Raw genomic sequence first — 12,011 nt, forward strand, 5'->3', positions numbered from 1 at the left:
CGGTGACTCTTCACGAGTAGTTGACTTACTAAGGGATTTTTTTGAGTAATCTAAAATATGCTTTAAGCGGATGATGATCTGAACTATCTGTGACAATTGATTCAGTTTTTACCAATTGCAGATCTCGATAAAATATATGGTCAAGCGATTGACCAAAAATGGTCGTTCGCGAGTCATCATTAGGCACAGCTTCCGTTAATGCTGCATTTCTCGCCATTGTTGCTATGTATTCTCCACGCTCGCTACTCCAGGTGTTGAGATCTCCCGCCAAAATAACAGGGCCTTTGTGTTCGCTTATCGCCGCAGCAACGACGTTGAGTTGAGCACGGTACTCTTCAAGTCCTAACGTAAAATTGATACTGTGTATATTAGCGACCAACAACTGGCTGTTATCTGACAACAGATAATAGGATACCAATAAAGATTTCGGATATTGGATTAATGGTTCTGAGTATCTAAAGGCGCAGGTACTTAAGGGATAGTCTTGCGACAAATTCATCACCCCCACAGGCTCACCACCGAATATAAATGCCTTTGCCAACACCCAACCCTGTTTTTGCTCGTTAATTAGTGCCTTTAGATCATCTGTTAGCGTTGCCTCTTGCAGCAATAGCAAGTCAGTCCGGTCTGCCAGCTGTTTTAGTACATTTTGCCAGCCCTCATTCTGCTGCTTATAGATATTCCAGATTGCAATATCTAGATAGCCATGTCTATCAAGCGGTACATTCGGGCTATGTGTGACACATTGCACTGCATTAACACCATCAGTGTCATTTGCTAACAATGTATCTTTAAGCGGAATTACTGTACTTTGGTAAATATAGAGGCCAATCAATGTCACTAACAACAGTGAAAATAAAATGAGCTTACGAAGAATTCTAAACATGATGAGTTATTCTGCTTCTTACTTAGATTTACGGTAATGTTTTCATTATAATAGCTTTTACTCATGTGTGGCATAAACATTAGTCGCTTAACTCACTAGCGCACCTTTAATGACTGTTCCAGTGCTCTTCTCGATCTCCTAAGGCTTATATTATCAAAGAAAACATGTACCACTTTTATCAACTACTCACCCTCGCTGGCGTATTTATTTACTGGTTAGTGATTGCTGGTATCAGCGTGCGAGTCGTTGTTAAAAGGCGGGCAATTGGCGTCTCATTGGCGTGGTTGATGATAATCTATATCGTGCCGTTAGGGGGAGCATTTGCCTACCTCTTGTTTGGCGAGCTCAACTTAGGGAAAAAACGTGCAGAACGCGCACAGCAGATGTACTCGCCCTATGAGCAATGGTTTTCAAATCTCTATAACGTCCGCCAATATAAGCCTCATGTCTCCAGCCTTTACGGGCAATCAATTAGTGCCATATGCGAAAAACAGATTGGTATTCCTGCACTTGCCGATAATCAATTAACACTGCTGAACCAAACCCATGAGATCCTTGAAATGTTAATCAAGGATATTGACCAAGCGACTGAATCAATCCACCTTGAGTTCTACATCTGGCAACCTGGTGGTAAAGCCGATGATGTCGCGCAAGCTCTAGTGGGATCGGCTAATCGCGGCGTTTGCGTAAAGTTGCTGCTCGATGCCGCTGGCAGCCGGAGCTTTTTTAAAAGTCATTGGCCTACTACATTTAAAAAAGCAGGGATCAGCGTTGTCAACGCACTCGAAGTCTCACCATTGAGGATGTTCTTTAGACGGCTCGATTTAAGATTACATCGGAAAATTGTGGTCTTAGATAATCAGATTGCTTATACAGGCTCCATGAACCTTGTTGATCCAAAGTATTTCAATCAAGAGGCAGGCGTTGGAGAATGGATTGACGTGATGGTCAGGATCACGGGCACTACGGTGCCTGTACTAAACAGCATCCATGCGTGGGACTGGGAAGTTGAAACCAATGAGCGAGTGTTACCCGAACTGCCGAAATGTTTACCACATGATGACAATGACATCACAGATTTAGTGCAGGTTATTCCGTCAGGGCCAGGAATGCGAGATGAGATTATTCATCAGGTCTTACTGCAAAGCATCTATCAAGCGCAAAAAAGTATTGTTATTACCACTCCCTATTTTGTACCCAGTGAAAATTTGCAACTGGCACTCATTATTGCTGCTCAGCGCGATGTGCAAGTTGATATCATCGTACCGGATAAAAATGACTCGCTGATGGTTGAATGGGCTAGCCGAGCCTTTTTCTCGGAACTCCTCGATGCTGGTGTGAATATTCATCGTTTTAAAGGCGGATTATTACACACCAAGTCAGTTGTCATCGACGGAAATCATTGCCTAATAGGCACGGTAAATCTTGATATGCGAAGCTTATGGCTCAACTTTGAGGTTACCTTAGCGGTAGACAACCTTCCGTTTACGCAGGAGCTTGAACGGGTCCAACAAAGTTATTTAGCTGACTCTGTAATGGTATCTCCTGAGCTATGGGCAAAACGCTCTTTAGCCAACCGTATCACTGAACGTATTTTTTACCTGTTTAGCCCTTTGCTGTAGGTAGATTGCAAGCAACAGCAACCTCTAACACTTATTTCTTTATATTGGTTTTATAAGCACATGAACAAACTTTTTATTATTGGATTACCCAGAACAGGTACAACGAGTATCAGCGTTGCCTTACTAGACTATGGATTCAATGTCGCTCACACCGCCTACACAAAAAGGGCATTTGAATTAGCCGATGTAATTTCTGACTCTCCATGCTTTTGTGATTACGCACAACTTGATAAGCTTTTCCCAGGTTCCAAATTTGTCTATTTAGAAAGAGACTTAACGCTTTGGGTGCCTTCTATGCAGATGCTCATTAATAAAATGTTGGCTAACTTAGACCTTAAAAGCGGTATATTCAACCCCGTATTAAAACGTACTTTCAATGCTGTTTTTGAATTTTCATCTACACGAGTCCCAGACAATAAAGAGCACCTGGCAAAGTGTTATCAGCAACATAAACAGGGAGTACTCGCATATTTTGAAAACAGAGATGATCTTATCTGTATCGACGTTAGCAAACCAAGTAGCTTAAGCGAGTTACTGACATTTATAGGGATAAGTACAGAGGAAAACTTGGACTTCCCTCATCTAAATGTAGGCAGAAAAGTCGCTTGCTGGAAAGAGCATAAGCACCCCAATAAAGTTAATTCAAATGCCGCAGGCCTAGAGCAGCGTAAGTTCTTTGATTACTCGCACTAAATATTTGGGCGGTAACAAGCAAAAATAACACAGCAAAAAGCCCGTTATCTTTCGATAACGGGCTTTTCTATATATGGCGGTGAGCGAGAGATTCGAACTCTCGTTAGGGATAAACCTAAACACACTTTCCAGGCGTGCGCCTTCAGCCACTCAGCCAGCTCACCAATTGATTCTTTTTATGTGGTTAATCATCACAATAGTCAACAACATAGCTTACGCTGCTAACGGAGCGACACTTTACGCAAAAGGGGCAATTGCGTCAAGCGTATTTGTGGCCAGCTGCAGCGTTTGCATATTTGCTAGCCAAATTAGCGCTATTAGCCGTAATTTTAACCCACTATCAGTCAACTCAGTTTAAATTTACTGACTTCTATAGCAACATTGCTTGACCCTTTAACCAGCTCGTTGGTGAGAGATTGGAGTTCATTAGCGATAGTGTGAGTATTGCTATAGAGCTCACTAATTTTTAACGCATTTTGATTCACCTCTTCCGCCACTGCACTTTGCTCATGCGTCGATGCCGCGATCTGTTCATTCATGCTGTCTATTACCCCGACATGATTGACTATCTTTTTAAGCTCTACGCTAACCTTTTCTGCCTCTTCAACACTTTGACTTGCTTGCTTTGTACCGCGTTCCATTGAAAGCACTGCGATACTAGCCCCGGAGCTTAGTCGCTCTGTCATGGCTTTTATATCTCCTGTTGCACTTTGTGCTCGCTGCGCAAGGTTACGTACTTCATCAGCTACAACAGCAAAACCACGGCCCATTTCCCCAGCTCTTGCGGCTTCGATAGCGGCATTGAGTGCCAGCAAGTTAGTTTGCTCTGCAATACCGCTTATAACATCAGACACAGCTACAATGCCTTGTATATCAAGTTCAAGTGCTTGCAACGCTGCTGCAGACTCATTAATGTCGCTGGCAAGTAAAGTGATAGCAGCGCTTGAACGCCCGACCTCTTCATTACCGTCTTGCGCCTCAATGTTAGCTTCCGCTGATGCTTCAGAGGCATTTTCAGCATTAATGGCTATCTCTGCGACGGTAGCACTCATTTCGGTCATGGCTGACGCGACCTGCTCCACTTCACGGTGGCCCAGCTCGACATCGCTTTTTAGCTGTGTAGAGTGTTGCTCCAATTTTTCTACTGCTTGAAATAAAACTGTTGAATTAGTGGTAACGTGAGCAATGACATTTTCAAAATCTGTCATCATGCCGTTAAATGCCTTGGCTAATTGGCCAAATTCATCATCGCTGTTCTGAACAATTCTGACACTGAGATCGAAATCTTCTCTCGCCAGCGTCACTGAACGCTGCAGGTTAGAAACACTTTCATGGATAAAACGCATGACAGAAATAGAAACCAGCAACACCATACTTGCTGCCAATAACAATATCGCTAATGTTACATAAAGGTATTTAGTCGCAATGGCTAACCTTGCTTCAGTGACGGTGATTAATTCATTTGATAACTGGTGCTCAAATTGGCTTAACAGCTCAATCCGGTTAGTTGCAGTTTGAAACCAGAGCTCCGGCAGCTGTTGTTCTAATTTTGCAGAATTTTGCACAAAACCAATAGCTCGATACGCTTCAACCTCTTTAAAGGCTTGATTGTTCTTTAACTGCTGAAAAGCAGAATATGTTTGCGGGTCAGTTAACGCCAAGAATCTTTCTTGATACGCGCCCTGCTCCGATACAAGTGTCACGAAACGACGATAAGCACCGGCTTTAAAAGTGTCATTACCAAAGGTTGAACTCAGTACCGCGCGTTCAATGCCAGCCCGCTCTTTCATTTGCAAATATGCAGCAAATGCTGCGGCCTTAATGGCAATTTGTTGGTTAGCACCTTTCTTCGCTGTTAAGTCCACGATGCTCAGTAGCTCTTTATTTAAAGCAGTATAGAATGCCACCTCATCCGCAACATTAATCGATAGACCTTTTACCTTTTTTCGAATCTCTGGGATCTCACTGATTAAATTTTTAGTATTGCGGATCTCGGTTGTAAAAGCCGAAGGCAATGGATGATCACTCAGAAATGACTGGAAAGTGTGAATAAGCTTATCGGTATCTCTTTGCTGTAGCGGTAACTTACTTTGAAACGCCGAGCCGTTAGAGCCAATGAAGCCGGCGCTCATGCCGCGCTCTTTTTGTATTTCGTGGACCAAGCTACTATTAGCAACAGCAAGTTGACTCAAAATAAGTACTTGGTCGAGTTCTTTGGTTAACTTGTACTGATCATTCGCATACAGCCCGCCAAATAGGATAGAGGCGAGTAAAGAAGGCGCGATAACAATCACAAATTTTTGTTTTAATGTAAGGTTGCCGATCCAATTCCATTTCATTCGTAAGCCTTATTAATAATTAAATCAATTTATGGCTTAGGATAAACGAAACTAGTTCAAGGTAAACAGTCGTTTACACAAAATGTTATAAAAAAAGCCTGCGATTGCAGACTTTTTCGGCATTGCGGATAAAAACGTGATCCAAATCAATTATTCGAGCATTTATGAGATGGTTATCAACGTTTTATTAAGCATTACCTTTCACTGTCATATTCAAGGTTTTAGCAAAATCTAACATTCTATTGAGAGGTTTTAGTGCATCGAGTCTCAAAGTCTCATCAACGAAAATCTCATGCTGCAGCCCTGCACTCTCAAGTGCGTTTTCAATCGCCTTTAAACCATTCATTGCCATCCAAGGACAATGGGCACAACTTTTACACGTACCTCCATTACCACCGGTAGGGGCTTCCACTAATATTTTATTCGGTGCAGCTTGCTGCATCTTATAAAAAATACCTCTGTCAGTGGCAACAATAAACATATCGTTATCCATTGTATGAGCTGCTTTAATCAGTTGGCTTGTTGAGCCTACGACATCAGCAAGTTCAACCACACTAGCAGGCGATTCAGGGTGAACCAATACTGCAGCATTTGGATGTAGTTTCTTTAATTCTATTAACGCGTTTGCTTTAAACTCATCGTGAACAATGCACTCGCCTTGCCACATCAGCATTTCGGCTCCAGTCTCTTTAGCAATGTAACTGCCTAGATGACGATCCGGTCCCCAAATGATTTTCTTATCTTGACTGTCTAAATGTTCGACAATTTCTAATGCAATGCTTGAAGTGACAACCCAATCAGCACGCGCTTTGACCGCTGCAGATGTATTGGCATAAACAACGACGGTATGGTCTGGGTGTGCATCGCAAAATTCACTGAATGTTTCAATCGGACAACCGATATCAAGTGAACATGTAGCTTCCAACGTAGGCATTAGTACCGTTTTTTCGGGACTAAGGATTTTAGAGGTTTCCCCCATAAACTTTACCCCAGCAACAATCAGTGTTTTTGCCGGGTGATCACGACCAAATCGTGCCATCTCTAGTGAGTCTGAAACACATCCGCCGGTTTCTTCGGCCAATGCTTGAATTTCTGGGTCAGTATAATAGTGAGCAACAAGAACGGCGTTACGCTCTTTAAGTAGCTGTTTAATGCGCTCTTTAGATTGTTCCTTTTCTATGTCAGATAAAGGTACAGGCTTCGCGGGGAATGGATACTCAATACTTTTGATACTGGGGGTGAACGCGCTCATACTACAACCAAAGGACAGTAACTGATTCGCGGAATTATACGGAATTTTTTACCCATTTAAAACTCTTTACCGTAAAGGGAATAAAAAAAGGTGCTTTATTAAGCACCTTTTTATCTATTGAGCTATCAACGAAATGTTTACTGCATTGCGAGTAACATCTCTTGTGGTTGCTCAAGATAGAGTTTCCACAGGTTACAAAAACGTGCAATCGTACCACCGTCGATGACTCTGTGATCACCAGACCAGCTCACCTGCATTATCTTACGCGCCTCGACTTCGCCCGCAGCATTGAATCTTGGTAATACTTGTAATTTACCCAGTGCCACAATCGCCACTTCAGGTTTATTGATGATAGGCGTTGCAACAGTCCCGCCCAATGCACCAATATTTGAGATAGTGATACTGCCACCTTTAAGATCGGCGGGAGACACTCGACCACTGCGTGAAGCCGTCGTTAAACGGGTGATGTCAGCAGCAATTTCCAAAATAGTCTTATCTTGCACATCTTTAACATTTGGAACCAGCAAGCCCACTTTAGAATCAACCGCCATCCCTATGTTATGGCTCGATAACAATGTTTGCTCGGTGCAATCGGCATTGACGCGGCTGTTCATATCAGGGAACTGCGCCAGTGCTAAAGACATCGACTTCATGAAGAAAGGCATCATGGTGAGCTTAAGCTCATCAGTGGAATATTTCTTCTTCATGCTTTCGCGCAGTGCAACTAATGCGGTGAGGTCGAATTCTTCACAATAGGTAAAGTGAGGAATGGTCGACACGGATTCTGTCATCATTCTCGCCATCACCGCACGAACACCTTTAATAGGTTCGATGCGATCACCAGCAGCCACACTTTGACTTACATTAGGGCTGGCAGTAGTCGACGTTGTCACCGTGTTTACTTGGTTGCTTGGCGACACTATAAGAGATTGATGGCGCTCAATATCTTCCTTAAACACACGGCCATTTTTACCCGTGCCCTTCACTTTGGAGATATCTATGTCTAATGTGCGAGCCATACGGCGTACCGCTGGGCTAGCTAATGCTTTACCTTGTGGGGCAGGTTCGACACTTTCGGCCACTACAGTGTTAGTTGCTTGCTCTACTGCGGTATTGACAGCTGTTGCTACCGTTGGCGTTTCAGAGGCAACTTCAATAGCAAATAACGGGGCATGTACCCGAGCCAGTTGCCCTTTTCGGTAATGTAACTTTGTTATTTTACCGTTTTTCATCGCCGGAATTTGAACCAAGGCTTTGTCTGTCATTACATCAGCAATGGGTTGATCTTCAACCACGATATCGCCTTCACTAACCAGCCATTCAACCAGTTCACACTCAACAATACCTTCACCAATATCTGGCAGCAAAAATTCTTCAATAGTCACATTCGCTGTACCTATGTCACTTTGACTCTCTGTATTGCTGACAGCTTCAATGTTGGTCGCTGCAAGTGGCGCAGCTTGAGATCCGCCTTCCTCTGCAATATCAACAGCATATAAAGGCGCATGTACTTTGGCAATTTCGCCTTTGGCATAATACAATTTAGCAATAGTGCCAGCGTACGGTGCGGGAATTTGCACTAATGCTTTGTCCGTCATCACATCGGCTATTGGCTGATCTTCAGTGACAACATCGCCCTCTTGCACTAACCATTCAACTAGCTCGCATTCAACAACGCCTTCACCGATATCCGGCAGGATAAACTCTTTAATCATGGCGGGCTCCTAAAATTTGACTGACGCTTTAATGGCTTCAAATGTTTTCAATGCATCAGGCATATATTCTTTTTCATGGATTAATGGATAAGGTGTATCCAAACCACAAACACGCGTAATCGGTGATTCTAGGTATAAGAAGCACTCTTCTTGTATCGTTGCTGCTATTTCACCGGCAAAACCACCCGTTAATGGCGCTTCGTGGTTGATCAGTAATCTGCCAGTTTTCTTTACTGATGCAGCAACAGTGTCGACATCCCAAGGAGATAAGGTCCGCAGATCGATAACTTCACATGAAATGCCTTTCTTTGCTGCCATGTCGGCAGCATTTTCAAGAATTTCCATCTGAGCGCCCCAGCCTAACAATGTAATGTCAGTCCCTTGGCGGATCACTTCAGCTTTACCCAACTCAATAACAAAGTCACCATCTCTCACTTCGCCTACTGATGCACGGTAAAGACGTTTTGGCTCAAAGAAGATGACCGGATTTTTGTCTCGGATTGACGCAATCAACAAGCCTTTAGCTTGTTCTGGATTACGCGGGATAACCACTTTAAGACCCGGTGTTTGAGTAAAATAGGCTTCGGGTGACTGTGAGTGATAGTGACCCCCCGCAATACCGCCGCCATAAGGCGTTCTAAACGTTAGACCGCCCACGTCAAACTCATTACCACTGCGGTAACGGAATTTAGCGCTTTCGTTGACGATCTGATCTATCGCTGGAAAGATATAATCGGCGAATTGGATTTCAGCTACGGCCGTCATGCCATTAGAGGCGAGTCCATTGGCAAAGCCAGCGATACCTTGCTCTGTTAGCGGTGTATTAAAACAGCGGTCACGGCCAAATTTTTCTTGCAGGCCCGAAGTCGCTCGAAAAACGCCGCCAAAATGACCAACGTCTTCACCAAATACCATCATTTTTTGATCAGCTTCCATTTCCGAGCTCAGGGCTTCGTTAATGGCTTGCAACATATTCATCTCTGCCACAGCTTATATTCTCCCTGCGCTTTTTGGATAGGCTTCTGGATACTTCTTGATATGTGTCTTTAACTCGGCCAATTGTTTTTCTAATATTGGCGTTGGCTTGTCATACACATCTTGGATAAGGTCATCCAAATGCGGTAACGGGATCTTCTCTGCAACTTTAAGTTCAGCTAGCACTTCTTCACGATATTTAACATAAAGATCGGCATCTTGTTTTTCGTTGAGCCAGCCTTTGTTAATCATCCATAACTTAAATCGTTTCACTGGATCATGTTGCTGCCATTTGGCTTCTTCATCTTTTGAGCGATAACCTGATGGGTCATCTGATGACGAGTGAGCACCGAGACGATATGTCATCGCTTCTATTAACACTGGAGCATTATTGTCTAGTGCGTAAGCGCGAGCTTGCTGCGTCGCGGCTAATACTGCCAACATGTCATTACCATCGACACGGATAGTATGCATGCCATACCCAGGTCCTCGGCTGGCAATACCATTACCTGCAAACTGTTCTTCCGTTGGCGTCGAAATAGCATAACCATTATTACGGCAGAAGAAGATCACTGGCGAACTAAGCACTGCGGCCATGTTGAGGCCAGCATGAAAGTCACCTTCTGATGCAGCGCCTTCTCCGAAGTAACAAATAGCAATGTTACGCTTCTTTTGCATTTTCAAGCTATAAGCAACGCCTGTAGCTTGTGGAATTTGGGTCGCCAGTGGCGATGATATGGTCTGGTAGTTTAATGCTTGGCTACCATAATGGATTGGCATCTGACGGCCTTTACCTAAATCTTTCTCGTTGCTGAACATTTGGTTCATAAATTGTTCAGTGGTAAATCCACGGTAGCGTAAAGCAGCATGTTCACGGTACTGGGCTAAAATAACATCGCCGTCATCGAGTGCAGCGGTACTACCGATGATAGAAGCCTCTTCACCGGTGCAAGTCATGTAAAAACTGATACGCCCTTGACGCTGTGCTCCCAGCATACGCTCGTCTAATACTCGGGTGAACACACATGTATCGTGGACTTTTTTAGCCAAGGCTTCGTCTATAACGGGTAATACCGCGCCTTCATAGGCTGTGCCATCGGCTTGTAATACTTTAAGGATGGGGATCGCGATGGAGTTTTTATCTAAAAAACTTACGCGATGGACTGTCTCAGCATTTGTTGTTGCGTTGCTCATAATGTGCTCTTGTTATTTATGATGCTTCCAAATGACGAAAGAAGCATCTATCTATTCTAATACGCGGGAAGAACATTACGTTAACGTAAACTAACTCTCAATACTTCCCATCACTCAAAAGACAACTAAGCGCCTCTGTGCATGTATATATTGGTTTACATGCACAGTTATTCAGTATGAATTTAGTCCAAATTACTATCATCTGCCGTCTTTAACATCAATACGGTCCGTTGGCCGACCGGCACTTTTGCATTCGGAAAAACAATCGATTCAAACTCATGTTCTATTTTAACCGCCTGACCACCTTCTTTGGCTAAGGTGTAACCTCTTGGAAATGCAGTAAAGTTTTCAACATCGTTAGTGAAGTTAAATTCAAAATCGTCAAAGTGTTTATTAACAGAACGACACACTTGATAAAGGTTTAACCGCTTAAGATCGAATGCTGGCAGTTGTAAATCTCGTCCCGTCATCAATAGTGTCAACATCTCCTTCATGGCGATAAATCGAGTCATGTCATTTTGCCCCATCGGGAATACTTTGCCTAATTCAATGGTAAAGGCATCGGCTCGATAGTTCTCAGACGAAAAGTAACTGAAGGTTGTAGTCGGTTCATGATGGAATAAAATGGTGTTAATACCGCAAGACTCGAGGAACATAATCTGTTCTCGACTGTACTTACGGCCAGGACGGTAGGGATAGATGGCAAACTTTTCGTGTTTTGACCCACGAATAGCTGTATGTAGATCGTAATGAATACGTTGTCTTTGACCTGATTGAGAGGCGTAGAATCTATCAACATATTGTTCTAGTTTGTGCGCTCTGACCCGCTCTGGATTACAAAGGCCATCGCCACGTGAATGCGCCCCATTAAACAGACGGTTTAGATTTTCATCGATAAAGCGTGTGCCATTGTGGATTGCTGCAGGATTACCGATTAAAAACATCACCCGCTGTTTCAGCTTTATTTCTTCAGCCAGAATTTGCGTAATGAGTCCATTACAAAGCTCAATGGGCGCCGTTTCATTGCCGTGAACTGCACAGGACAACACAATATCCTTACTGTGTTTAGTTTGTATCGGTTCAAACACAATAACGCCAGTATCCCAAACTTGTACGTGAGTGTGCTCACCTAAGTCAAATTCAAAACTCTCTGGAAGATATTGTGGATGCGCTAAGGTTAACGCGAGAAAATCCTTGGACTGCTTCAATTCGTGAAACACAAACAACTCCTTATTTAATACTTGTCAGTTCGCTCAGTGATAGCTCGTATGCCTTACCAAACCTATCCCCTTTGCTGATATTGCATGGAATATTAGCATGAATCAGAGACTAATA

9 protein-coding genes and 1 tRNA gene are annotated in these 12,011 nt (G+C 43.4%); 2 read left to right on the forward strand and 8 right to left on the reverse strand.

The window, feature by feature from the left end; genetic code table 11:
• Positions 1-28: 28 nt before the first annotated feature.
• Positions 29-886, reverse strand: a complete 858-nt coding sequence (locus CXF83_RS13010) for an endonuclease/exonuclease/phosphatase family protein (RefSeq protein WP_101091653.1) — start codon at positions 884-886, stop codon at positions 29-31.
• Positions 887-1,050: 164 nt separating this feature from the next.
• On the opposite strand from CXF83_RS13010, the gene cls reads away from it, so the two are divergent.
• Positions 1,051-2,508: a cardiolipin synthase gene (gene cls, locus CXF83_RS13015; RefSeq protein WP_101091652.1), complete on the forward strand. Its 1,458-nt coding sequence runs from the start codon at positions 1,051-1,053 to the stop codon at positions 2,506-2,508.
• Between the two features lie 60 nt (positions 2,509-2,568).
• On the forward strand, positions 2,569-3,201 hold the full coding sequence (locus tag CXF83_RS13020) for a sulfotransferase (protein ID WP_101091651.1): 633 nt from the start codon (positions 2,569-2,571) through the stop codon (positions 3,199-3,201).
• A gap of 74 nt (positions 3,202-3,275) precedes the next feature.
• On the opposite strand, the gene CXF83_RS13025 is transcribed toward CXF83_RS13020, so the two are convergent.
• The 7 genes from CXF83_RS13025 to astE all read right to left on the reverse strand — a co-directional run bounded on the left by CXF83_RS13025 (position 3,276) and on the right by astE (position 11,896).
• A tRNA-Ser gene (locus tag CXF83_RS13025) sits at positions 3,276-3,365 on the reverse strand.
• A 180-nt stretch (positions 3,366-3,545) separates the two neighbouring features.
• Positions 3,546-5,540, reverse strand: coding sequence for a methyl-accepting chemotaxis protein (locus CXF83_RS13035; RefSeq protein WP_101091649.1), 1,995 nt, complete (start codon positions 5,538-5,540; stop codon positions 3,546-3,548).
• 187 nt (positions 5,541-5,727) lie between these two features.
• The gene (gene nadA / locus CXF83_RS13040; RefSeq protein WP_101091648.1) at positions 5,728-6,792 is read right to left on the reverse strand and encodes a quinolinate synthase NadA; all 1,065 of its coding nucleotides are present in this window, start codon (positions 6,790-6,792) and stop codon (positions 5,728-5,730) included.
• Between the two features lie 137 nt (positions 6,793-6,929).
• Positions 6,930-8,507 (reverse strand): dihydrolipoyllysine-residue acetyltransferase, encoded by a 1,578-nt coding sequence (locus CXF83_RS13045; RefSeq protein WP_101091647.1) that lies wholly within the window; start codon positions 8,505-8,507, stop codon positions 6,930-6,932.
• Between the two features lie 9 nt (positions 8,508-8,516).
• Complete coding sequence (locus CXF83_RS13050) at positions 8,517-9,494, reverse strand: alpha-ketoacid dehydrogenase subunit beta (protein WP_101091646.1); 978 nt, start codon at positions 9,492-9,494, stop codon at positions 8,517-8,519.
• A 3-nt stretch (positions 9,495-9,497) separates the two neighbouring features.
• On the reverse strand, positions 9,498-10,676 hold the full coding sequence (locus CXF83_RS13055; RefSeq protein ID WP_101091645.1) for a thiamine pyrophosphate-dependent dehydrogenase E1 component subunit alpha: 1,179 nt from the start codon (positions 10,674-10,676) through the stop codon (positions 9,498-9,500).
• A gap of 182 nt (positions 10,677-10,858) precedes the next feature.
• Entirely contained in the window at positions 10,859-11,896 is a 1,038-nt protein-coding gene (gene astE, locus CXF83_RS13060) for a succinylglutamate desuccinylase (protein WP_101091644.1), read from the reverse strand.
• Positions 11,897-12,011 lie beyond the last annotated feature (115 nt).

It is taken from the genome of Shewanella sp. Choline-02u-19 (assembly GCF_002836205.1).
GTDB lineage: Bacteria > Pseudomonadota > Gammaproteobacteria > Enterobacterales > Shewanellaceae > Shewanella.

Bases quoted from the DNA above. Each gene is read 5' to 3' on its own strand.
- nadA (WP_101091648.1), bottom strand. From the start codon at position 6,792: ATGAGCGCGTTCACCCCCAGTATCAAAAGTATTGAGTATCCATTCCCC.
- cls (WP_101091652.1), top strand. From the start codon at position 1,051: ATGTACCACTTTTATCAACTACTCACCCTCGCTGGCGTATTTATTTAC.
- CXF83_RS13035 (WP_101091649.1), bottom strand. From the start codon at position 5,540: ATGAAATGGAATTGGATCGGCAACCTTACATTAAAACAAAAATTTGTG.
- CXF83_RS13010 (WP_101091653.1), bottom strand. From the start codon at position 886: ATGTTTAGAATTCTTCGTAAGCTCATTTTATTTTCACTGTTGTTAGTG.
- CXF83_RS13055 (WP_101091645.1), bottom strand. From the start codon at position 10,676: ATGAGCAACGCAACAACAAATGCTGAGACAGTCCATCGCGTAAGTTTT.
- CXF83_RS13020 (WP_101091651.1), top strand. From the start codon at position 2,569: ATGAACAAACTTTTTATTATTGGATTACCCAGAACAGGTACAACGAGT.
- CXF83_RS13045 (WP_101091647.1), bottom strand. From the start codon at position 8,507: ATGATTAAAGAGTTTATCCTGCCGGATATCGGTGAAGGCGTTGTTGAA.